Origin of the sequence: Streptomyces sp. S063 (assembly GCF_002832675.1) — a bacterium.
Lineage (GTDB): Bacteria > Actinomycetota > Actinomycetes > Streptomycetales > Streptomycetaceae > Streptomyces > Streptomyces sindenensis.
In genome coordinates this window covers 6,431,966-6,453,099 of the sequence record NZ_CP021707.1, presented here as the reverse complement: position 1 = coordinate 6,453,099, position 21,134 = coordinate 6,431,966, and the positions used below count along the sequence as shown (strand labels likewise).

Genomic DNA, 21,134 nt, shown 5'->3' with positions numbered 1-21,134 from the left:
GCCACTCTCCGGCACGCTGGTCAGATGAGTGTGTGGCAGCTCGTCGCCGTCGGCCTGGTCATGCTGCTGGGTCTGGTCGGCGTACTGCTGCCGGGCGTGCCGGGGCAGGCGATCGTCTGGGCGGCGGTGCTGTGGTGGGCGCTCACCGATATGACCCCGGCGGCCTGGGGCATCCTGATCGGCGCGACGGGTCTGATGCTGCTGAACCAGGCCCTCAAACCGCTGCTGCCACCGCGCCGCCCGGGCGAGTCGGGGGCGCCCCGCCGGACGTTGATGATCGGCGGGGCCGCCGGGATCGTCGGGTTCTTCGTGGTGCCCGTGATGGGCGGGGTCCTCGGGTACGTGGGAGCCATCTTCGGGGCGGAGCGGTTGCGCCTGGGCAGCCGGGGCGCGGCCTGGACGTCGGTGCGCTCGGTGATGCGGGCGACGGGCTACGCGGTGCTGGTGGAGCTGTTCTGCTGCCTGCTGGTGGCGGGCGCCTGGCTGGGCGCGGTGCTCTGGGGCTGACCCGGCGGGGGCTCGGCGCCCCGGGTCAGCTCAGCGCCACCGCACCCGCCGTCTCCAGATGGCGTACGGCGTACGAGCGCCAGGGCCGCCACCGCTCCGCGCCCGGCGTCCCGTACGGGTCCACGTCCGGGTCGCCGAGCGCCCGTGTCCGGATCAGGGCGGCGGTGGAGCGGCCCATCCCGGGCAGCGCCAGCAGCGTCTCCTCCGCCGCGTCCCGGTCGGCCCCGGCGTCCAGCCGCAGCCGGCCGTCGGCGAGCGCGGTGGCCAGGGCCCGCAGGGCCGGGTCCTCGGCGGAACCGGCGAGCACGTCCGGCTCCGGGAACAGGTGGGTGAGCCCGCCGCAGGGCACGTCCAGCGCCTTCCCGTACCGCTCGACCAGCTCCCCGGCCTCCGCGCGCCCCACCAGGGTCCGCACCGCGGCCTCCTCCGGGTCCGCCGCGCCCGGCGAGCGCAGCCCGGGACGGGCGGCGACCAGCGGGGCGAGCCGGGGATCGGCGGCCAGCGCCTCGTCCACGGCGTAAGGGTCGGCGTCCAGGTCGAACAGGCGGCGCACCCGCTGGACGGCCGTGGTCAGGTCGCGCAGGTCGGTGAGCTGGATCCGGGCCTCCAGCCAGGGCCCGCCGGGCGAGGCCTCGTCGACCTCGGCGAGCCCGGAGCCGTACGGCAGCCGGAGGGTGCGCCGGTAAGTGCGGGAGCCGGGAGTCCCCGCCACCTCCTCGACCCGGGCGACCACCTCGGCGGCCAGCAGGTCGAACAGGGCGGCGGTGGCGTACGGGCCCCGGTGGGCGAGCCGCAGCGGGATCCCGGCCCGCAGTCCCTCGCGGCGTCCGCCCGCGAGTCCTGTGCCCGCTTCGGCGCGCAGAGCGCTGGGGGTGCGGGCGTAGATCTGCCGGATGGTGTCGTTGAACTGCCGCACGCTGGCGAACCCGGCGGCGAAGGCGATCTCGGTGACCGGCAGCAGGGTGGTCTGGAGGAGCACCCGGGCGGTGTGGGAGCGCTGGGCGCGGGCGAGCGCGACGGGTCCCGCGCCCAGCTCGGCGGTGAGCTGGCGCTGGACCTGCCGGGCGCTGTAGCCGAGCCGCCCGGCGAGTCCGGGGACGCCTTCGCGGTCGACGACGCCGTCGCCGATGAGGCGCATCGCCCGGCCGACGACGTCCGCGCGGACGTTCCACTCGGCGGAGCCGGGCACGGCGTCCGGGCGGCAGCGGCGGCAGGCCCGGAAACCGTCGGCCTGGGCCGCCGCCGCGGTCGGGTAGAAGCGCACGTTGGCGCGTTTGGGGGTGACGGCGGGGCAGCTGGGCCGGCAGTAGATGCCGGTGGTCACGACGGCGAAGAAGAACGCGCCGTCGAACCGTGCGTCGCGGCTGCTCACCGCCTCGTACCTGGTCCGTTCGTCCATCACACCGTCCAGTGTGCGGCAGCCGGGGCTGCCGCACTCGCGGAATTCGGACGTCGAACCCGTACGCCCCGCTACCGCACCCGGCCGCGCTTGGCCTGCATGGCAGCGCGCCCCTCCGCGCCCTTGCGCTTCCAGTCCCGCAGGATCTCGGCGCGTACTCGGGCATCGGTCTTGGCGACGATTCGCTGATTCTCGCGGATCAGCTTGCGGTAGCTCTCCAGCCGCCGTTCGGGCAGGATGCCGTCCTCCAGGGCGCCGAGGACGGCACACCCCGGCTCGGCCTCGTGGGCGCAGTCGTGGAACCGGCACTCCGCGGCCAGCTCCTCGATCTCGGAGAACACCTCCCCGACCCCGGTTTCGGCGTCGAAGAGACCGACGCCGCGCAGCCCGGGGGTGTCGATGAGGACGCCTCCCTGCGGCATGAGCAGGAGGTTGCGGGTCGTGGTGGTGTGCCGGCCCTTGCCGTCGACGTCACGGGCCGCCCGCACGTCCATCACGTCCTGGCCGAGCAGGGTGTTGGCCAGGGTGGACTTGCCCGCGCCGGAGATGCCCAGCAGCACGCTCGTACCGCCGGAGACGATGGCGCCGAAGACGTCGACCCCTTCGCCGGTGGTGGAGCTGACGGGCAGGACCTGGATGCCGGGGGCGATGGCCTCGATGTCCTGGACGAGGTGGGAGAGGGTGACCGCGTCGGGCACCAGGTCGGCCTTGGTCAGGACCACGATCGGCTGGGGCCGGTGCTCCCCGGCGGAGCCGTCGCCCAGCAGCGCGGCGCCCTCGGAGCTGGACAGGGCGAGCGCGAGGAACCGCTCGACCCGCCCGAGGTCCAGCTCGACGGCGAGCGAGACGCAGATGGCGATGTGGTCGATGTTGGTGGCGAGCACCTGGCCCTCGGACCGCTGCGAGGAGGTCGAGCGGACGAAGGCGGTACGGCGCGGCAGCAGCGTACGCACGAAGCGCGGGTCGCCGTCCGCGTCGAGCGCCGCCCAGTCGCCGGTGCAGATGATCCGCATCGGGTCACGCGGCACCACGAACGCGGTGTCGGCACGGACCGTGCCGTCGGCGGTGATCACGTCGCACTGCCCGCGGTCCACGCGCACGACCCGGCCGGGCACGAGCCCTTGCTCGGCGTACGGGGAGAAGGCCGCCGCCCAGTCCTCGTCCCAGCCGTACGGAGTCAGCGGGTGCGAGGAGGAGACAGTGGAGTCAGCGGAAGAAGAGAGGGAGGAAAGCGGGAAAGACAAGGGAAACCCTTCACAGGGTGGCCCCGGCACGCGCGCTCGGCGCGGATGAGAAGAGAAGTGGTCAGCCGGTGGCCACGGAGATGAGGATGATGCTCTTCCGGTTGTGGGCAGTGCCCATCGCAACGACGGTCATCAATGTCCTCACCTCCTGATTCCTCTGGTTCTCGGTCCCCGGAACGGGCTTCCGGAACGGGATCACCCTAGCCCGGCCTCCGGGAGCACCGTCAACCGATTTATCCGGAACCACGGTCGGGGGACGTTCGAGCGGGAACATTCGCGACAGATAGCCGTGATCTCCCTCGATCGGGTGATACGCATGCATTGGCCCCGGTCCGGGGCCGTTAGGGTGCCGAGCATGACCACACCCCAGGCCTCCTCCCTGACGTTCACCCCGGCCCAGTTGGGCACCCAGATCCTGATCGGCTGGAGCGGCCGGCAGCCCGACGCGGACCAGGACACCGCCTTCCTCCTCGCCTATTCGCTGGGCGACGGGCAGGACGGTCCGGTGGTCGGCCGCGAGGCCATGCGCGCCGCGCTGGAGCGTGCGGGCCTCCACGTCGGCGGTTCGATCCAGGACGCCGCCGAGAGCCCGGGCATCCAGGCGAAGCTCCTCGTCCAGGCGGGCCAGGCCGTGCTGACCCTGCCTCACCTGAGCGCGCAGTACCCGGCCCCCGCGGAGTGGCTGGCCGCCGCCCAGGCGCAGGGCCAGGTGTACGGGATGTTCGCCACGGCCCCGTGGCCGGAGGCGGTTCCCGGGCAGCCGGTCAGCGAGGACCGGTTGCGCGCCTTCGCCGCCGACGAGGAAGTCGTCCGCACCGCCGCCCACTGTCTGCTCCCGGTCCGCTCCCTGGGCTGAGGAACCTCACCGCCCCGCGTACGACGAGGCCCACCACCCCCCGTGGAGTGGTGGGCCTCGTCGTGTACGCGATGCCGTGCCGAACGAGAACGGGCGGCCCGAGGAGGATCCTCGGGCCGCCCGCGCCGACTGCGTCAGGCCGTGGTGCGTCAGTTGTTGCCGACGCCGTTGCCCGAGAGGACCGGGATGTCGTCCAGGATGTGCGACAGCGGCTCGTCGCCCTTGGCCTGGGTGGAGTTGTCGGCGCACTGCTGGTTCTGCGGGTTGGACAGGACGTTGATGTCCTGGACCGCGATCGGCACGACGCCGACGAGCGAGCCGACGTTCGCCTTGAGGGGCAGGCCGACGCAGAGCTTGTTCAGGGTGCCCTGAACGAGCTGGTTCTGCGGGCTCCAGTCGCCCTCCGTCTCCGCGTTGCCGATCTCCGACTCGGCACCGTTCCCGTTGAGGGTGGTGGTGCCGCCGTCGTTGCCGATCGCCATGGCCGTGGGAGCCGCGACTGCGGACAGACCGAGCAGGGACACGGCCACTGCAGCGCCGGCCATCATCTTCTTCATCAACTTCACCTTTCGGAGCGTCCCGTTGTGGAACGTACTGATCAACTGCCGCTGCCCCTGATCGGTTGCGCAGTACCACTCATATGGGTTCGTTCCGGCGCAAGGTCGACGCTTCTGGTTGCTTTCAGGGCGTCTCAGGCCCGGGGGCCTGGTCCGCGGTGCGCGCCGCCGGTACGAATCCACCGCGGCGGGGGGCCGGGTCCTGGTGCGGTTCCGCCAGGGGGTGGCCGCCGCCGGCCGCCCGCCATTCGGCGACGAGCCGGTCGTAGATCGGTGTGCCGCCGCCCGGCGCGGGCCGCCGTTCGGCGCTCTGCGGGGTCTGACTGTCGTACGGATCCATGCTGATGCCCTACCCGGCCCGGCAGGGTCCGTCAGCCGGGGTTACGGCATCCGGCCCAACCGGTTGACCCGACCCGGGACATCGGCACGAGACGAAAGCGTGTCCGCCGGCTCAGGGCCCGGCCATGATCCGCCGGACACGCCGGAGGGGCCGGCCCTTCCGGTGCGGCGAGGAACGGTCGCCGTACGGATGGGCCGGCCCCAGATGGTCACCGGGAGCGGACCGGGGTCACGCGGTCTCAGCTGTTGCCGGCGCCGTTGCCCGAGAGGATCGGGATGTCGTTCAGCAGGTGCGACAGAGCCTCGTCACCCTTGGCCTGGGTGGAGTTCTCGGTGCACTGCTGGTTCTGCGGGGAGGACAGGACGTTGATGTCCTGGACGGAGATCGGCACGACGCCCAGCAGCGAGCCGACGTTCGCCTTGGCCGGGAGGGCGATGCAGGGCTTGTTCAGCGAGCCCTGGATGAGGGCGAACTGCGGGCTCCAGTCGCCGTGGGTCTCGGAGTTGCCGTAGGCCTGCGAGGCGCCGTTGCCGTTGACCGTGGTGGTGCCGCCGTCGTTGGCGATGGCCATGGCGGACGGGGCGGCCGCGGCCGAGACGCCGACGATGGAGACGGCGACGGCCGCCGAGGACATGATCTTCTTGAACATGGAAGAGCCCTTCTCGAAGTGATGCGTATCAGGCGGAGAAGCCTGGGGAGATGGTCGTGGTGCGGCGGTCAGCCGCCGAGGGGAACACCGCCGAGCAGCGGGGCCGCGCCCTCGACCGCACCGGTTGCCTGGCCCGCCAGCTTGCCGACCGTGCCGTCCTCCGAGAGCGTCTCGGTGGTCTCGGCGGCCGTGTCCACCAGCGGGTCCACGACCTGCGGGGCGCTGGCCATCACCTGGTTGAGGCCGCTGTCGAGGCTGAAGTTGGGGGCCGTGGGCGTGGGAGCCGCGAAGGCGGGAGCGGCCGTTCCGAGGGCAGCCATGGAACCGACAACGAGGGCGGCGGTCTTCGCGTACTTCACTTTTCTGGTTCCCTTCTGCGCGGCGTCTGCTTCGGTCACGTCTCCGTGCCGCACACAAGCTTTCTTTACCTGTGACTTCTGCCGCTTTCCCACTGATCAACGATCAGCCCGCTTCCGGGAAACTGTGGGGCGCGGAATTTCTCCGACGCCGTCCACGAAAAGACCCCGGACGGCATGTGCCGTCCGGGGCCCACCGACTGCGGACCGGGAAGCCCGGCCGGCCGGGGAGTTACTGGTTGATACAGGTGTTGCCGAACGCCGGGTTCAGTACACCGATCACGTTGACGGTGTTGCCGCAGACGTTGACCGGAATGTGGATCGGGGCCTGGAGGATATTGCCCGACAGCACGCCCGGGGAGTGGGCGGCAATGGCTTCGGCGCCCGAGTCGGCCATGGCCGGCGCGGCGACGCCCATCGCCATGAACGTACCGGCGGCGACAGCGGCAACCTTGGTGAACTTCACTTTTCTTCCCTTTCCTCGGCGGAGTCCGGGTGCGGTCACGACTGTCGTGCCCCGCCCGAGCCGGATACTGAATCGCTCACGACTCCCGCACTGTCCTACGTAACGATGAACACCCGGAATCGGAACTGTTCGTCGGACGGATTTCTGGATATCCCCCCGAATGCCGCAGTCGCGTCCCGGCAGAGCAACGGGCCCGGGCCGCTCGGTGGAGGAACGCCGAGGGCCCGGGCCCGAGTAGGGCGGCTGCGGGTCAGTTGTTGCCGACGCCGTTGCCGGAGAGGATCGGGATGTCCTCCAGGATGTGCGACAGCGCCTCGTCACCCTTGGCCTGGGTGGAGTTCTCGGTGCACTGCTGGTTCTGCGGGGAGGACAGGACGTTGATGTCCTGGACCGCGACCGGCACGAGGCCGATGAGGGAACCGACGTTCGCCTTGGCCGGGAGGGCGATGCAGGGCTTGTTCAGCGAGCCCTGGACGAGCGCGAACTGCGGGCTCCAGTCACCGTGGGTCTCGGAGTTGCCGTACGCCTGCGAGGCGCCGTTGCCGTTGACCGTGGTGGTGCCGCCGTCGTTGGCGATGGCCATGGCCTGCGTCGCGCCGAGACCGAGGATGGAGGCGGCGACAGCGCCCGTAGCCAGAACCTTCTTGATCACGATTAGCCCTTCTCGTACTGGTTGCCCCGTGGCGGAGCCCCCTGGTCAACTCGCCACACGCCATGAGGTTCCGCCCCTTCACCCGAATGCCGGACACGAGAGGGCTCCCCGCCGCCCTCCGTACGGTCGTTTTCGTAGGGCAGCCCGTTCGTGAAGGAATTGCACAGGCCCCCTCCGACACATTTCGCCCGAACGAGTGGGCGAGCGGCGGCGCCCGTGACGCCGCGCGGCCGCCGCGGCGGATACCCGAGTGCCGTCAACACCGCCGAAGAATAGCGCAGTTGAGGGCGAATCGTTTTTCTTGTTCCGTGACCCGGGATCGGCGGGATACAGCGATGCCACCCGTTCGGGTGATTACACATTTTCCACGCAACTCCAAGTTTCCCGCGTGACGTCTGTGTCGTTATGGCAGTCGTCCAGCGCGCACGTCTTCACCACTTTCACCATGGCTTCCCGCCGGACCCGGCTGTGCAGCGGCTCCGCCCGATGGCTGCCCGTTGGTCCGCGCGCGAAGCACCCACGCGATGTCCTCGCGAATGTCCTCAGAAAGGGCAAGTAATGCGACAGGTTTTGAACAGAAGCATGATCGTCATGGCGGCCGCATCGGGCCTCCTGGCAGCCGTGGGCGGCACCGCGCACGCCGACGCGTCGGCCGAGGGCGCGGCCGTCGGTTCGCCGGGGGTCGGTTCGGGCAACGCCGTACAGGTGCCGGTGCACGTCCCGGTCAATGTGTGCGGCAACACCGTCAATGTGATCGCTCTGCTGAACCCGGCCTTCGGCAACAAGTGCGTGAACGCCGATGGCCCGAAGCACGAACACCCGCCGGTGGACGAGCCCCCGGTCGACGAGCCGCCCGTGGACGAGCCCCCGGTCGACGAACCGCCCGTGGACGAGCCGCCGGTGGACGAGCCGCCGGTGGACGAGCCGCCCGTGGACGAGCCCCCGGTCGACGAACCGCCCGTGGACGAGCCGCCCGTCGACGAGCCGCCGGTCAACGAACCGCCCGTGGACGAGCCCCCGGTGGACCAGCCGCCCGTCGACGAGCCGCCGACCGACACGCCCGGAACCGACACTCCCGGCTCGGACATGCCCGGGTCCGACACGCCCGGGTCCAACACCCCGGACGCGCACCTGGCCGACACCGGCGCCGCCGACCTGGGCCTGGCCGCCGGCGCGAGTGCCGCGCTCCTGCTCGGCGGTGCGGTGCTGATGCGCCGCACCCGCGACGCGCGGGACTGATAGAGCTCCTGCGGGAGAACAAGGTCCGGCCGGACAGCGGGGACTGTCCGGCCGGACCTTCCGCGTGTGCGGCGGCCCGTTCACCGGGAAGGCGGGGGCGGGAACGACAAGCCGGGGACGTGGCAGCAGCGTTACGCATCGGGGTGATCGGCGGCAGCATCGCGGGGTGCGGGGCGGCCGTCGCGGGCTCGACCCCGTGCACCTGGGGTCTGCTGTGGCGGTCGTTGCGCGCGAGCGCCGAAGCCGCGCGTTGTCTCCGCGGCGAGCCGGTGACCTCCGTCCGGGCGGACGCGGCCGGGCAGGCGGTGATCACCTCCGCGCGAGGCGATGAGCCGTACGACATGGTCGTGGGCGCCGAGCCCGGACCATACGTTCAGGAGCTGGCGCGGGAGCACTCTCCGGCGGCCTGGGCGGACATCGTCGCGCGGGCGGCCGTCGGGCGACGGCCTGCCACCCGGTCGCCGGTGTGCAGGCTCCCCGGGTCGCCCGCCCGCCCCTGCTGCTGGCCGGGGACGCGGCCGGGGTGACCAGGCCGCACACCGCGACCGGCGCGGTCAAGGCGTTGCAGGACGCCCTCTGCCTGGAGCGGGTTCTGCGGGCGGGGCCGGATCTGTCGACGGCTCGGGAGCGGTACGCAGACGAACGCTCGGCGTCGGGAGCCCAGTCGGTGGAGCTGGGCCGCCGGATGGGACGCGCTCCGGTCGAGGAGGTCCCCGGCTGGCCGGCCATGGGGCAGGACGAAGTGGACGTCTGGTTCCGCGCGGTGCCGGCCGGGACGTGGCACTACCTCTACGAGGAGCCCGGGCAGGCCGCCGAGGCCACGCCTCCAAGCCCGGAGGCGGCCGTCGGCCGCTCAGGCGGATCCGCGCGAACCGCCCTCAGCGCGCGATGCGTTCGAAGACCGCGGCCAGGCCCTGGCCGCCGCCGATGCACATCGTCTCCAGGCCGTACCGGGCGTCGCGGCGGTGGAGTTCGCGGGTGAGGGTGGCGAGGATGCGGGCTCCGGTGGCGCCGACCGGGTGGCCCAGCGAGATGCCCGAACCGTTGACGTTGATCCGCTGCTCGTGGTCCTTCTCGCCGAGGCCCAACTCCCGTGTGCAGGCGAGCACCTGGGCGGCGAACGCCTCGTTCAGCTCGATCAGGTCCAGGTCGGCGAGGGCGAGGCCCGCCCGGTCGAGGGCGGTGCGGGTGGCGGCGACGGGGGCGATGCCCATAGTGGCGGCGGGCACCCCGGCGCGGGCGAAGGAGACGAGGCGGACGAGCGGGGTGAGGCCGAGGCGTTCGGCGGTCTCGGCGCTGGTCACCAGGCAGGCGGCGGCCGCGTCGTTCTGGCCGCTGGCGTTGCCCGCGGTGACGGTGGCTTCCGGGTCGGACTTCGCCATCACGGGCCGAAGGGCGGCGAGTTGCTCGGCCGTCGTGTCGGGGCGGGGGTGTTCGTCGGCGGTGACGATCGTCTCGCCCTTGCGGGTGCGCACGGTGACGGGAACGGTCTCCGCGTCGTAGCGGCCCTCGGCGGCGGCGCGGGCGGCCCGCGCTTGCGAACGCAGCGCCAGGGCGTCCTGGTCGGCGCGGCCGATGCCGTACTCGCGGCGCAGGTTCTCCGCCGTCTCGATCATGCCGCCGGGGACCGGATGGTTGACGCCTCCGGCGGTCACGCGGCCCCGGGCGAGGGCGTCGTGGAGCTGGAGGCCGGGGCCCTTGATTCCCCAGCGTCCGTCGTGGGTGTAGTAGGGGGCGGCGCTCATCACGTCGACGCCGCCCGCGATCACGACGTCGCTGAACCCGGCCCGGACCTGCATCGCCGCGTCCAGCACCGCCTGGAGCCCGGAGCCGCAACGGCGGTCGATCTGGGAGCCGGTGACCGTGGTGGGCAGTCCGGCGTCCAGGGCGGCGACCCGGCCGATGGCGGGGGCCTCGCTGGTCGGGTAGGCGTGCCCGAGGATCACCTCGTCGATCCGGTCGGGATCGATACCGGTGCGGGTGACGATCTCCGCGATGACGCGTGCGGCCAGCGCGGCCGGGGTCTGCTGGGCGAACGCCCCGCCGAACCGGCCGATGGGGGTGCGCAGGGGTTCGCAGATGACGACGTCGAGCGGCACGGGGGGCCTTTCCTGGGGGTCGGGGCGGGGAAACCGGGGCGTGTTGCGGCGGGCGAGTGGTGCGGTGGGACGACCTTCGCATCCGGCACTGAGTCGGTCCAATATCGAATCCCCACCGGACTGAGAGGCCGCACGTCTCAATCGAGCGTACGCACGGGTGTCGGCAGCGCTTCCTCCGCCACGGCGAGCACCGCGCGCAGGGCGGCGGAGGGGTTGTCGGCGCGCCAGGCCAGCGCGGCGCGGAGGCGGACGGTCGGACCGGCGAGGGGGCGGTAGACCAGGCCGTTCTGCTGGATGTGCTGGACGGAGGTGACCGTGAGGGTGACGCCGACCCCGGCGGCGACCAGGGCGAGGATCGTGTACGAGTCGGGGGCCTCCTGGACGATGCGCGGGGTGAATCCGGCGCCCTCGCAGGCCTCGGTCATGGCGTCGCGGACGGTGGAGCCGGAGTTGGCGGGGAAGGAGACGAACGGTTCGCCGGCGAGCACGGCGAGCGGCACGGCCTCCCGTCGGGCGAGCGGGTGGTCGGAGGGCAGGGCGCAGACCAGCTCCTCCTCGTCGATCACCCGGTGGGCGACGCCTGGGCGGGTCACCGGGAGCCGGACGAAGCCGAGGTCGAGCGAGCCGTCGGCGACCCGCGACACGGCGGTGTTGGCGTACGTCTGGCCGGTCATGACGAGTTCGAGACCGGGGTGGGCGGCGCGCACGGCCCGGGTGAGCCGGGGCAGCGTCTCGTGGCTGGAGGCCCCGGCGAAGCCGATGGTGACCCGGCCGTACTCGCCGATCCCCGCCGATCTGGCCGCCCGGACGGCGGTGTCCAGATCGTCCAGAACGGTCCGTACGGGTTCGAGGAAGGACTCCCCCGCGCTGGTGAGCCGGACCGAGCGGGTGTTGCGGTGGAAGAGCTGGACGCCGAGCTCCTTCTCCAGCTGTCGGATCTGCTGGCTCAGCGGAGGCTGGGCCATCTGGAGCCGCTTGGCGGCGCGGCCGAAGTGCAGCTCCTCGGCGACGGCGAGGAAGGCGTTGAGGTGGCGTAGTTCCATAGTGATACTCCTGGCGTCTCGATCCGACCCTAATTCGGTATTGGACAGCCATCAATGGTGCTGACACCGTGGGGGTGGCGCATACGGAGGGTGAGGGGCACGGTGGAGCGGACGGCCGGGGCGGGCGGAGTGGCCGGCAAGGTCATGTCGATGCGGGAGGCCGTCGCCGCCTTCGTCCGGGACGGGGACACCGTGAGCCTGGAGGGGTTCACCCACCTCATCCCGACCGCCGCCGGGCACGAGATCATCCGGCAGGGCCGCCGGGATCTCACGGTCGTCCGGATGACGGCGGACATCGTGGTGGACCAGATGCTGGCCGCCGGCTGCGTGACGCGGCTGGTCTCCTCGTTCGTGGGCAACTCCTCCGCCGGTTCGCTCGGTGGGCTGCGGCGGCGCGTCGAGCACGCCGATCCGGAGCCGCTGGCCTTCGAGGAGTACAGCCACTACGGGATGGTGTGCCGGTATCTCGCCGGTGCGCAGCGGCTGCCCTTCCATCCCCTGCGCAGTTACGCGGGCAGCGACCTGCCTTCGGTCAACCCCGGTATTCGCAAGGTCACTTCGCCCTACCCGGCCGCCGACGGCTCGACCGAGGAGATCTACGTCGTACCGCCCGTCCACCCGGACGTGACGTTCATCCACGCCCAGCGTGCCGACCGCCGGGGCAACACCCAGATCTGGGGTCTGACCGGGGTCCAGGCCGAGGCGGTGTACGCGGCGAGGAAGGCGGTCGTGGTGGTGGAGGAACTGGTGACGGACGAGGTGGTCCGCGCGGATCCGAACCGCACCCTCGTCCCCGCCCACGCGGTGGACGCGGTGGTCCTCTGCCCGCGCGGGGCGCACCCCTCGTTCGCGCAGGGCTACTACGACCGGGACAACGCCTTCTACCGGGCGTGGTCCGCGATCAGCAGGGACCCGGCGCGGTTGCGGAGCTGGCTGGAGGAGTGGGTGTACGGGACCGCCGACCATGCCGCGTACGTGGCGAAGCTGGGCGAGGAGCTCTGGGCGGGGCTGGCGGTCGGCGAGGCGCCGAGCGGCTCGGTGGACTACGGGAGGCGGCTGTGAGCGACCACCTCGCGGGCGCCGCGCGGCCCGTCACCTCCTCCGAGCTGCTCTCCGTCGTCGCCGCGCGCGAACTGGCCGGGCGGCGGACCGTGTTCGCGGGGATCGGGCTGCCGACGCTCGCGACCGAGCTGGCGCGGCTGACCGTCGCTCCGGGCATCGAGGTGGTGTACGAGTCCGGGGTCTGCGGGGCGCACCCCTCCCATCTGCCGGAGACCATCGCGGACGCCGTCCTCATCACGGGGGCCGAGGCGGTGGTGTCCATGGCCACGCTGTTCGGCTCGGTGCTCCAGGGCGGGCACATCGACGTGGGCTTCCTGGGGGCCGCGCAGATCGACCGGTGGGGCAACCTCAACACCTCGGTGATCGGGGAGTGGACGAGCCCGTCGGTCCGGCTGCCGGGTTCCGGTGGTGCGGTGGAGGTGATGGCCAACGCCCGGGAGGTGTTCGTCGTGATGCGCCGCCACACCCCGCGCTCCTTCGCGGACGTGCTGGACTTCTGTACGACGCCGGGGCCCGACCGGGCGCTCGCGGACGGCATCCGTCCGCTGGGCGCCGGGGTCACCCGGGTCATCACCGAGCTGGGCGTCCTCGCCCGGGCCGGCGTCGGGGACGAGCTGCGGCTGGTCGCCGTGCATCCCGGGGTGAGCGTCGAGCGGGTGCGGGCCGCGACCGGCTGGGAGCTGGAGATCGCGGACCGGCTCGCGACGACGGCCCCGCCGACCTCCGCGGAGCTGGGGCTCCTGCGCGACGATGTCGACCCGAACCGTGTCTACCTCCGCTGAAGGGGCCGTAACTGCCATGCGTATCAGGATCGTCGGAGCCGGGGCCATGGGCCGGGGCATCGCCCAGTGGGCGGCGAGCGCGGGACACACCGTGGAGCTGGGTGACGTACGGCCGGAGGCGGTGACGGAGGCCCTGGACTTCGTCGCGTCGATGCTGGACCGGGCGGTCGCGAAGGGCCGGACGACCGCCGCCGACCGGGACGCGGCGGTGGCCCGGCTGGTGCCGCTCGCCGAGCCGTGGGCGGCGGGCCCGGACGTGGAACTGGTGATCGAGGCGGTCCGGGAGGACCTGGAGACCAAGGCCGAGGTGTTCGGGAGGCTGGAGCGGGCGCTGCCCGCCTCCGCCGTCTTCGCGACGAACACCTCGTCGCTGTCGGTGACCCGGATCGCGGCGACGCTCCAGGACCCGTCGCGCCTGGCCGGGCTGCACTTCTTCAACCCGGTGCCGCTGATGCGGATCGTCGAGGTGGTGCCGGGCGCGGCCACCCGCCCGGAGATCCCGGTCCTGCTCACCGAGCTGGTGGAGGGCTGCGGGCACCGGGCGGTGACCGTCGCCGACACCCCCGGTTTCCTGGTCAACCACGCCGGTCGCGGGCTGGTGACCGAGGCGCTGGCGCTGCTGGAGGAGTCGGTGGCGGACCCGGCGGAGACCGACCGGATCGCCCGGGACGTACTGGGGCTGCGCATGGGCCCCTTCGAGCTGATGGACCTGACCGGTCTCGACGTGACGGCCGCGGTGATCGACTCGATCTGGCAGGGCTTCCGGTACGAGGACCGGCTGCGCCCGTCCTTCCTGACCCCGAACCGGGTGGTGGCGGGGCTGCACGGCCGCAAGACGGGCCGGGGCTGGTACGCGTACGGCGACGGGGCGTATGGCCCCGCCCCGGAGAGCCCGGTCACCGGGGACGCGGATCGCCCGGTGTTCCTGGCTTCGGCCGGGCGGCCGGAGACGGTGGCGTACGAGGAGGAGCTGGCGGCGTCCCTGGAGGCGGCGGGGGTCCGCGTCGAGCGGGGTGCGGGGCCGTCGGCGGAGGCCGTGGTGCTGGTGCCCGTCTGGGGGACGCCGGTGTCGGCGGCGGTCGCGGAGGGCGGACTGCCCGGGGAGCGTACGTTCGGCGTGGAGGTGCTGCCTGCCGCGGGGCGGCGGCGGGTCCTGGCCGTGACGGCGGCCGGCGATCCGGCGGCCGCCCGGGACACGCGGGCGGTGCTGGCACGGGCGGCCGGGGGCGAGGAACCGTACGGGGTGTCGGTGGTGCGGGACACCGCGGGCTCGGTCGCGCAGCGGCTGCTGTCCTCCGTCGTCGGGGTCGGCTGCTCGATCGCGGAACGCTCGCCGGCCGCGCCCGCCGACATCGATCTCGCGGTGACCACGGGCCTCGGCTATCCGGCCGGGCCGCTGGCGTGGGGCGAGCGGATCGGGGCCGTACGGATGCTGGCGCTCCAGCGGGCGCTGCACGCGTCGACCGGCGACCAGCGCCACCGGCCGACGCGGTGGGTCACGGAGCGGGCCGCCCTGGGTCTCGCACTGACCGATCCGGGGACGTCTCCGGCGGACTGCCTGGGGTGAACCCGGCGGTTCGGGTGACCGATTCGTACAAGACGGCGGCGGTGCCGCGTGCCTACGGTCGGGGCATGACTCCTCGACTCGACGCCATCAGCATCATCACCTCCGACCTCGCGGCCTCGCTCGCCTTCTACCGGCGGCTCGGCCTCGACATCCCCGAAGGTGCGGAGTCCGCGCCCCATGTCGAAGTGACCCTGCCGGGCGGGCAGCGACTGCTGTGGGACACGGAGGAGGTCATCGCGTCGTTCGACCCGGAGTGGCAGCGCCCGGCGGGCGGGGGTGAGCGGGTCGCCCTGGCGTTCGTCTGCGACAGTCCGGAGGAGGTGGACTCGTTGTACACGGAGCTGGTCGACGCCGGGTACACCGGGCATCTGAAGCCGTGGGACGCGGTGTGGGGACAGCGTTACGCGGTGGTGCTGGACCCGGACGGGTGCGGGGTGTCGCTGTTCGCCTCCGGGTCGCCCGCCGAGAAGTAGGCCCCGAGGGTCGTGCCGGCCAGGTCGCGCATCTCCCGGGCCAGGTGTGCCTGGTCGGTGCAGCCCGCCGCGCAGGCCGCATCGGCGTAGGGCAGACCGGCCCGGACGAGGGCCAGGGCGCGTTGCAGGCGGAGGATCCGGGCCAGGGTCTTCGGGCCGTAGCCGAAGGCGGCCAGGGAGCGGCGGTGCAGTTGGCGGGCGCCGAGGCCGACCTCGGCGGCCGTCGACGCCACGCTCCTGCCGCGCCGCAGCCCGTCCGCGACGGCCGACGTGAGCGGGTCCGGCGGTCCGGTGTCGGCGGACCTGGCGAGCGCGAACTCCTCCAGGGCGGCGGCGGGGTCGGCGCACCCGGCGATCCGTTCGGTGAGCGCCGCGACGGCTCCGCGGGGCCAGAGTTCGGCCAGGTCGACCCGGTGGTCGCGCAGTTCGTGCGCCGGTACGCCGAGGAGTACGGGGGCGGTGCCGGGCCCGAACCGGATCGCGGCGCAGGAGCCCCGGTCGCGCGGGTCGACCTCGAACGCGTGGGTGTCGGGACCGGCGACGACCAGGCGGCCGGCGGTCCAGATCAGGTCCATGCAGCCGTCGGGGAGCACGGACCGGGCGGGCTGCCCGGGGCCCTGCGGGACGTCCAGGGTCCAGACGACGGCCCCGTCCAGCCGGGAGGGCCGCTCCTGGTAGCGCTGGTGTCGCCGGGGCATGCCTCCACGCTAGCGCGGTCAGCGGGCGGGCGGTTCCCTGAAGTCGGTGGGCCCCCTCGCCCCCCTCGTCTCCCTGGGTTCTCTGGTCTCTCCCGTCTCTCTGGCTTCTCTGGTCTCCCTGGGTTCCTTCGCGTCCTTGGGCTCCTTCTCCCAGGTCGCGTGCAGCCGCGACTTCACGTCGTCGGGCGGCAGGAAGCGGGACCAGCGCTCGGGGAACTCGGAGGGCATGTACGCCGGACCGTCGTCCTCGTCGTCATCGTCGTCCGTGCCGTCGTAGGCGGCCGAGCGGGTGCGGGCGACGAACTCGGCGGCCTGCGCGGCCCGGACGCGTTCCGTGGCCTCGCGGGCGGCCGCCGTGGCGAGCGAGGGCCACACCCGGTCGATGGCCGCGTTGACCGCGGCGCCGACCAGAACCGCGAAGGCGGAGATGCCGATCCACAGCAGGACGGCGATCGGCGCCGCCAGGGAGCCGTAGATGGTCGGGCCCTCGACCGTGTTGGTCAGATAGATCCGGAGCAGGAAGCTGCCGAGGACCCACATGCCGAGCGCCACCAGCGCCCCGGGAACGTCCTCGATCCAGGGCGAACGGACCGGCACGGACACGTGGTAGAGCGTCGTGAGGAACGCGATGGTCAGCACTATCACGAGCGGCCAGTACAGGACGGCTATGACCTCGGTGCCCCAGGGCACGAACTCGACCACCCGGTCCGGGCCGACGACCAGCAGCGGCAGCACCACCGCGCCGAGCAGCAGGGCGACGACGTACAGCAGGAAGGCGAGCAGCCGGGTCTTGACGATGCCGCGGTGGCCGTCGAGGCCGTACATGACGGTGATGGTGTCGATGAAGACGTTCACCGCGCGGGAGCCGGACCACAGGGCGATGGCGAAACCGATGGAGATGACGTCGGGGCGGGCCCCGGTCGTGACGTCGGCGAGCAGCGGTTTGGCGAAGTCGTTGACCCCGCGCTCGGACAGCACCGTCTCGGCGGCGGAGAGGATGTTGCGCTCGATGGAGGCGACCGTGGTGGTGGCCGTCCACTCGTCCACGTAACCGAGCAGTCCGATCATGCCGAGCAGCAGCGGGGGCAGCGAGAGCAGGGTGAAGAACGCCGCCTCGGCCGCGAGGCCCAGAATGCGGTATTCGATGCACGAGTTGACGGTGTCCTTGAGCAAGTGCCACGCCATCCGTCGTTTGGAGACGTTGCGGTAGAGCACTCGCGCCCGGTGGAGCCGGCCCGGTGGCCGTTCGGGTGTTTCCTTTGCTGCCTGCACCTCCTTACCGTATCGGCATGGCAGCCACCACCCACACCGTGACCAATCAGGTTCCGCCGCTGGTCGGCCACGACGTCTTCGCCACCGACCGGGTTCTGTCGGAGGCCGTCGAGCGGCACGTCGAGCCCGGAGTCCTGCCCGTGGCACTGGAGGAGCTCGGCGAGCTCGGCCGGGCCGCGGGCTCCGCCCAGGCCCAGGAGTGGGGTGTGCAGGCGAACGCCCATCCGCCCGTTCTGCTGACCCACGACCGTTATGGGCATCGTGTCGACGAGGTGGAGTTCCATCCGGCCTGGCACCGGTTGCTGGGGCATGCCGTCTCCGCCGGGCTGACCGACGCCTGGGGGCGGCCGGCCGGTCATGTCCGGCGTGCGGCCGGGTTCCTGGTGTGGTCGCAGGCCGAGGCGGGGCACGGCTGCCCGCTGTCGATGACGCATGCCGCGGTGCCCGCGCTGCGCACCGATCCGGCGCTGGCCGCCGCGTGGGAGCCGCTGCTCACCTCGCACACGTACGTGGAGGGGCTGCGGAACCCGAGCGAGAAGGCCGGGGTGCTCCTGGGGATGGGCATGACGGAGAAGCAGGGCGGCAGCGACGTGCGGTCCAACACGACCCGGGCCGAGCCGCTGTCCGGCGAGGGCGCGTATCTGCTCACCGGGCACAAGTGGTTCTGTTCGGCGCCGATGTCGGACGGCTTCCTGGTGCTGGCGCAGGCGCCGGGCGGACTGAGCTGTTTCCTGCTGCCGCGGGTGCTCCCGGACGGGGCGCGCAACGTGTTCCTGATCCAGCGGCTGAAGGACAAGCTGGGCAACCGGTCCAACGCGTCCGCCGAGGTCGAGTTCGACGGAACGTGGGCCCGCCTCGTCGGCGAGGAGGGGCGCGGGGTGCGCACCATCATCGAGATGGTGGCGGCCACCCGGCTGGACTGCGTGGTGGGTTCGGCGGCGCTGATGCGGCAGGCGGTGGCCCGGGCGGTCCACCACTGCACGTACCGGAGCGCGTTCGGCGGGCAGCTGATCGACAAGCCGCTGATGCGCAACGTCCTGGCGGATCTGGCGCTGGAGTCGGAGGCGGCGACCGTGCTGGCGATGCGGCTGGCGGCGGCGTACGACGCGGACACCGAGGCGGAGCGGGCCTTCCTGCGGCTCGCCCTGCCCGCCGCGAAGTTCTGGGTCACCAAGCGCTGCACCGCTGTGGTGGGCGAGGCGTTGGAGTGCCTGGGCGGCAACGGGTACGTCGAGGAGTCGGGGATGCCCCGACTGCTGCGGGAGGCCCCGCTCAACTCCATCTGGGAGGGCTCGGGAAACGTCCAGGCGCTGGATGTGCTGCGGGTGCTCCAGCGGGAGCCGCAGGCGCTGGACGCGTTCCTGCGGGAGGTCGGGCAGGCGCGGGGGGCGGATCACCGGCTGGACGCGGCGATCAAGGGGCTGCTGACGGAGCTGGCCGATCTGGACGGTATCGAGGGGCGGGCGCGGCGGCTGGTGGAGCGGTTCGCGCTGGTGCTCCAGGGGGCGCTGCTGGTGCGCTGGGCTCCGCCGGTGGTGGCCGACGCGTTCTGTGCCGCGCGGCTCGGCGGGGACGGGGGCGCGGTGTTCGGGACGCTGCCGCACAGTCTGGATCTGGCGTCGGTGGTGGCCCGGGCCCGGCCTTCGGTGGCGTAGCGGCGGGGAAGCGACGGAGGGTGGTGCTGCGCCGACACGGCACCACCCTCCATGCTCATGCGACACCACGCGACCGGGAAACCCCGGCGCCCAGTGTCTCTGCCACTCTTGTACGGACCCGCAGGGCATCGCCAGAGTTGCAAAGGGTTGCAACCATTGTGTGGACTGCTCGGTGGCCCGGCGGGGGTGACCGGCAGGATGGGCCGGGCCGGGGCCGGGAAGCGTTCGGGGGGAACGGGGACCATGACGGAGACAGGTTCAGCGGGGGTGCTGCGGGTGACGGGCCAGGGGGCGGACCGCCAGGCCACCCGGTTGCTCCATCGGGCGCGGGAGGCCCGGTTGACGGGCGAGCCGTCCCACGTCGCGCCCCGGGCGGAGATCGACGCCTCCTGGGACCGGGTGGTGCGCAGGGGCATCGACCCCGACCAGTCGCCGGAGAGCGAACTGCTGGAGGCGGACGAGATCGAGCACCGGCGGCGCAGCACGGCGCTCGGCGAGCTGATGCCGTTGCTGCGGGCGGGGCTGGCCTCGATCGCGGACGCCGCGCAGCAGATCATGGTGGTGACCGACACCGAGGGCCGGGTGCTGTGGCGGCAGGGCAACACGGGGGTGCTGCGCCGGGCCCACGACATCTGCCTGGAGGAAGGGGCGGCCTGGGCCGAGGCGGCGACCGGGACGAACGCGATCGGGACGGCGCTGGCCGCCCGGGTCCCCATCCAGGTGCACTCCGCCGAGCACTTCATCCGGGCGCTGCACGGCTGGACCTGTGCGGCGGCCCCGGTGCGGGATCCGCGCGACGGGCAGCTGATCGGGATCGTCGACATCAGCGGGCCCGCGTCCACGTTCCATCCGGCGACGCTGGCCCTGGTCGACTCGGTGGCGCGGCTCGCCGAGGGTGAGATCCGTACCCGGCACCTGGCGGAGATCGAGCGGCTGCGCGCGGTGGCCGCGCCGATCCTCTGCCGGATCGGCGGGCGGGCGCTGGCGGTGGACGTGCACGGGCGGCTGGCGGCGGTGACCGGTATGCCTCCGGTGGACCGGCTGCCGCTGCCGAAGTCGCTGCGGCCGGGTCCGGTGTGGCTGCCCTCGCTCGGCATGTGCCGGGTCGAGCCGCTGCCGGGCGGCTGGCTGGTGCAGGTGGACGATGCCGGGACGACGCCCGGGGCACCGCGCCGGGTGGTGCTGGACCTGAGCCGGCCCCGGGCGCTCGCCGTGCATGTGACGGGGCCGCTGGGGAGCGTGAAGCAGCGGCTCTCGCCGCGCCACGCGGAGCTGCTGTACGCACTGGCGGTGCACCGGCAGGGGCGGACGGCCTCGGAGCTGGCGCGGGACATCTTCGGGGACGCGACCCGGACGGTGACGGTCCGGGCCGAGATCTCCCGGCTGCGGCGCCATCTCGCGGAGGTCCTGGCCCACCGCCCGTACCGCTTCGGGGACGGAGTGGAGGTGGAGGTGATCCGTCCGGAGCACGGTGCGGATCTGCTGCCGCACTCCCGGGCGCCGGTGGTTGCGGAAGCCCGCACGGCGGCTCGGACCACCTGAGGGGGCGCTGTGCGCCGGTGTGCGGCTCCATGGTTTTCTGGCCGTCATGAGCGACATCCCGCAGCCCGCAGCGCCGACCACCGAGGTGACCGTCTGGTCCCTGGAGCAGACCTCGCCCGCCGATCTCCGCCCGGCGCGCGCGCCGGAGGGTGATGTCCGCGTCGTGCGGTCCGAGGTGGTGCTGCCGGAGTTCAGCCGGTTCCTCTACACGGCGGTGGGCGGCGACATCCGGTGGACCGACCGCCTGGGTATGACGTACGCCCAGTGGGAGGAGGCCCTGCGGCGGCCCGGCGCGGAGACCTGGGTGGCGTACGAGAACGGGACGCCGGCGGGGTACGTCGAGCTGGACCCGCAGGACGACGGCGTGGTCGAGATCATGTACTTCGGGCTGATCCCGGCCTTCCGGGGGCGGCGGATCGGCGGCCACCTCCTGTCGTACGGCGTGGCGCGCGCCTGGGACCTGGCGGAGCGCTGGCCGGAGCGGCCGACGACGAAGCGGGTGTGGCTGCACACCTGCTCGAAGGACGGGCCGCACGCCATGGACAACTATCTGCGGCGCGGCTTCCGGCTCTTCGACACGAAGACCGAGGTGGAGCCGGAGGTGGCGACGCCCGGTCCGTGGCCCGGGGCGTACGCCTCCTGATCGTCAGTGTTCCCGAGGGGGTGGTGGAGCGAC

At 72.7% G+C, this 21,134-nt stretch carries 22 protein-coding genes; 10 read left to right on the top strand and 12 right to left on the bottom strand.

All coding sequences use genetic code 11. The features are described from left to right. Positions 1-24 precede the first annotated feature (24 nt). A complete protein-coding gene (locus CCZ36_RS29345; RefSeq protein WP_069741483.1) occupies positions 25-507 on the top strand; it encodes a DUF456 domain-containing protein in 483 nt (160 codons plus the stop codon). 25 nt (positions 508-532) lie between these two features. On the opposite strand, the gene CCZ36_RS29340 is transcribed toward CCZ36_RS29345, so the two are convergent. Both CCZ36_RS29340 and rsgA read right to left on the bottom strand, forming a co-directional pair. After that, positions 533-1,906, bottom strand: a complete 1,374-nt coding sequence (locus CCZ36_RS29340) for a DNA-3-methyladenine glycosylase 2 family protein (protein ID WP_128819795.1) — start codon at positions 1,904-1,906, stop codon at positions 533-535. A 71-nt stretch (positions 1,907-1,977) separates the two neighbouring features. Then, entirely contained in the window at positions 1,978-3,150 is a 1,173-nt protein-coding gene (gene rsgA, locus CCZ36_RS29335) for a ribosome small subunit-dependent GTPase A (RefSeq protein ID WP_128818932.1), read from the bottom strand. 355 nt (positions 3,151-3,505) lie between these two features. Between rsgA and CCZ36_RS29330 the strand changes: the two genes are divergently transcribed. Beyond that, entirely contained in the window at positions 3,506-4,006 is a 501-nt protein-coding gene (locus CCZ36_RS29330; RefSeq protein ID WP_069736696.1) for a DUF5949 family protein, read from the top strand. A 149-nt stretch (positions 4,007-4,155) separates the two neighbouring features. On the opposite strand, the gene CCZ36_RS29325 is transcribed toward CCZ36_RS29330, so the two are convergent. From CCZ36_RS29325 to CCZ36_RS29300, 6 genes are all read right to left on the bottom strand, one after another. Continuing rightward, on the bottom strand, positions 4,156-4,563 hold the full coding sequence (locus CCZ36_RS29325) for a rodlin (protein ID WP_069736695.1): 408 nt from the start codon (positions 4,561-4,563) through the stop codon (positions 4,156-4,158). A 124-nt stretch (positions 4,564-4,687) separates the two neighbouring features. Then, complete coding sequence (locus CCZ36_RS29320) at positions 4,688-4,903, bottom strand: hypothetical protein (protein ID WP_069736694.1); 216 nt, start codon at positions 4,901-4,903, stop codon at positions 4,688-4,690. A gap of 238 nt (positions 4,904-5,141) precedes the next feature. Further along, a complete protein-coding gene (locus CCZ36_RS29315; protein WP_069736693.1) occupies positions 5,142-5,552 on the bottom strand; it encodes a rodlin in 411 nt (136 codons plus the stop codon). Between the two features lie 68 nt (positions 5,553-5,620). Further along, a complete protein-coding gene (locus CCZ36_RS29310; RefSeq protein ID WP_069736692.1) occupies positions 5,621-5,911 on the bottom strand; it encodes a hypothetical protein in 291 nt (96 codons plus the stop codon). Positions 5,912-6,140: 229 nt separating this feature from the next. Beyond that, positions 6,141-6,374, bottom strand: coding sequence for a chaplin (locus tag CCZ36_RS29305; protein WP_069736691.1), 234 nt, complete (start codon positions 6,372-6,374; stop codon positions 6,141-6,143). A gap of 250 nt (positions 6,375-6,624) precedes the next feature. Further along, complete coding sequence (locus tag CCZ36_RS29300; protein ID WP_069736690.1) at positions 6,625-7,026, bottom strand: rodlin; 402 nt, start codon at positions 7,024-7,026, stop codon at positions 6,625-6,627. Positions 7,027-7,584: 558 nt separating this feature from the next. Between CCZ36_RS29300 and CCZ36_RS36560 the strand changes: the two genes are divergently transcribed. Next, complete coding sequence (locus CCZ36_RS36560) at positions 7,585-8,265, top strand: chaplin (RefSeq protein WP_128818931.1); 681 nt, start codon at positions 7,585-7,587, stop codon at positions 8,263-8,265. Positions 8,266-9,143: 878 nt separating this feature from the next. Here CCZ36_RS36560 and CCZ36_RS29285 read toward each other — a convergent pair. Together CCZ36_RS29285 and CCZ36_RS29280 are read right to left on the bottom strand one after the other, a co-directional pair. Further along, positions 9,144-10,364: an acetyl-CoA C-acetyltransferase gene (locus CCZ36_RS29285; RefSeq protein WP_069736687.1), complete on the bottom strand. Its 1,221-nt coding sequence runs from the start codon at positions 10,362-10,364 to the stop codon at positions 9,144-9,146. 137 nt (positions 10,365-10,501) lie between these two features. Next, positions 10,502-11,407: a LysR family transcriptional regulator gene (locus CCZ36_RS29280; protein WP_128818930.1), complete on the bottom strand. Its 906-nt coding sequence runs from the start codon at positions 11,405-11,407 to the stop codon at positions 10,502-10,504. A gap of 144 nt (positions 11,408-11,551) precedes the next feature. Here CCZ36_RS29280 and CCZ36_RS29275 point away from each other — a divergent pair, with 144 nt between their 5' ends. From CCZ36_RS29275 to CCZ36_RS29260, 4 genes are all read left to right on the top strand, one after another. Then, positions 11,552-12,469 (top strand): CoA transferase subunit A, encoded by a 918-nt coding sequence (locus CCZ36_RS29275; RefSeq protein WP_206515818.1) that lies wholly within the window; start codon positions 11,552-11,554, stop codon positions 12,467-12,469. Next, on the top strand, positions 12,466-13,251 hold the full coding sequence (locus CCZ36_RS29270) for a CoA-transferase subunit beta (protein ID WP_069736684.1): 786 nt from the start codon (positions 12,466-12,468) through the stop codon (positions 13,249-13,251). Before CCZ36_RS29275 ends, CCZ36_RS29270 begins: the two co-directional genes overlap by 4 nt. Before the next feature lie 16 nt (positions 13,252-13,267). Beyond that, entirely contained in the window at positions 13,268-14,818 is a 1,551-nt protein-coding gene (locus tag CCZ36_RS29265; RefSeq protein ID WP_128818928.1) for a 3-hydroxyacyl-CoA dehydrogenase NAD-binding domain-containing protein, read from the top strand. A gap of 65 nt (positions 14,819-14,883) precedes the next feature. Next, the gene (locus tag CCZ36_RS29260; protein WP_069741572.1) at positions 14,884-15,291 is read left to right on the top strand and encodes a VOC family protein; all 408 of its coding nucleotides are present in this window, start codon (positions 14,884-14,886) and stop codon (positions 15,289-15,291) included. Here CCZ36_RS29260 and CCZ36_RS29255 read toward each other — a convergent pair. Both CCZ36_RS29255 and CCZ36_RS29250 read right to left on the bottom strand, forming a co-directional pair. After that, positions 15,219-15,989: a DUF6597 domain-containing transcriptional factor gene (locus tag CCZ36_RS29255; RefSeq protein WP_128818927.1), complete on the bottom strand. Its 771-nt coding sequence runs from the start codon at positions 15,987-15,989 to the stop codon at positions 15,219-15,221. The genes CCZ36_RS29260 and CCZ36_RS29255 overlap by 73 nt on opposite strands. A gap of 18 nt (positions 15,990-16,007) precedes the next feature. Then, positions 16,008-17,261: a YihY/virulence factor BrkB family protein gene (locus CCZ36_RS29250; RefSeq protein WP_443069824.1), complete on the bottom strand. Its 1,254-nt coding sequence runs from the start codon at positions 17,259-17,261 to the stop codon at positions 16,008-16,010. A gap of 17 nt (positions 17,262-17,278) precedes the next feature. On the opposite strand from CCZ36_RS29250, the gene CCZ36_RS29245 reads away from it, so the two are divergent. The 3 genes from CCZ36_RS29245 (at position 17,279) to CCZ36_RS29235 (ending at position 21,101) form a co-directional block, all read left to right on the top strand. Then, positions 17,279-18,916: an acyl-CoA dehydrogenase family protein gene (locus tag CCZ36_RS29245; RefSeq protein WP_128818926.1), complete on the top strand. Its 1,638-nt coding sequence runs from the start codon at positions 17,279-17,281 to the stop codon at positions 18,914-18,916. A gap of 243 nt (positions 18,917-19,159) precedes the next feature. Then, the gene (locus CCZ36_RS29240; protein ID WP_069736679.1) at positions 19,160-20,458 is read left to right on the top strand and encodes a GAF domain-containing protein; all 1,299 of its coding nucleotides are present in this window, start codon (positions 19,160-19,162) and stop codon (positions 20,456-20,458) included. A gap of 46 nt (positions 20,459-20,504) precedes the next feature. Next, complete coding sequence (locus CCZ36_RS29235) at positions 20,505-21,101, top strand: GNAT family N-acetyltransferase (protein ID WP_069736678.1); 597 nt, start codon at positions 20,505-20,507, stop codon at positions 21,099-21,101. Positions 21,102-21,134 lie beyond the last annotated feature (33 nt).

Excerpts from the sequence above, each read along its gene's own strand:
- CCZ36_RS29345 (WP_069741483.1), top strand. The coding sequence starts at position 25 with ATGAGTGTGTGGCAGCTCGTCGCCGTCGGCCTGGTCATGCTGCTGGGT.
- CCZ36_RS29340 (WP_128819795.1), bottom strand. The coding sequence starts at position 1,906 with ATGGACGAACGGACCAGGTACGAGGCGGTGAGCAGCCGCGACGCACGG.
- CCZ36_RS29330 (WP_069736696.1), top strand. The coding sequence starts at position 3,506 with ATGACCACACCCCAGGCCTCCTCCCTGACGTTCACCCCGGCCCAGTTG.
- CCZ36_RS29325 (WP_069736695.1), bottom strand. The coding sequence starts at position 4,563 with ATGAAGAAGATGATGGCCGGCGCTGCAGTGGCCGTGTCCCTGCTCGGT.
- CCZ36_RS29320 (WP_069736694.1), bottom strand. The coding sequence starts at position 4,903 with ATGGATCCGTACGACAGTCAGACCCCGCAGAGCGCCGAACGGCGGCCC.
- CCZ36_RS29315 (WP_069736693.1), bottom strand. The coding sequence starts at position 5,552 with ATGTTCAAGAAGATCATGTCCTCGGCGGCCGTCGCCGTCTCCATCGTC.
- CCZ36_RS36560 (WP_128818931.1), top strand. The coding sequence starts at position 7,585 with ATGCGACAGGTTTTGAACAGAAGCATGATCGTCATGGCGGCCGCATCG.
- CCZ36_RS29280 (WP_128818930.1), bottom strand. The coding sequence starts at position 11,407 with ATGGAACTACGCCACCTCAACGCCTTCCTCGCCGTCGCCGAGGAGCTG.
- CCZ36_RS29275 (WP_206515818.1), top strand. The coding sequence starts at position 11,552 with ATGTCGATGCGGGAGGCCGTCGCCGCCTTCGTCCGGGACGGGGACACC.
- CCZ36_RS29265 (WP_128818928.1), top strand. The coding sequence starts at position 13,268 with ATGCGTATCAGGATCGTCGGAGCCGGGGCCATGGGCCGGGGCATCGCC.
- CCZ36_RS29260 (WP_069741572.1), top strand. The coding sequence starts at position 14,884 with ATGACTCCTCGACTCGACGCCATCAGCATCATCACCTCCGACCTCGCG.
- CCZ36_RS29255 (WP_128818927.1), bottom strand. The coding sequence starts at position 15,989 with ATGCCCCGGCGACACCAGCGCTACCAGGAGCGGCCCTCCCGGCTGGAC.
- CCZ36_RS29245 (WP_128818926.1), top strand. The coding sequence starts at position 17,279 with ATGGCAGCCACCACCCACACCGTGACCAATCAGGTTCCGCCGCTGGTC.
- CCZ36_RS29240 (WP_069736679.1), top strand. The coding sequence starts at position 19,160 with ATGACGGAGACAGGTTCAGCGGGGGTGCTGCGGGTGACGGGCCAGGGG.
- CCZ36_RS29235 (WP_069736678.1), top strand. The coding sequence starts at position 20,505 with ATGAGCGACATCCCGCAGCCCGCAGCGCCGACCACCGAGGTGACCGTC.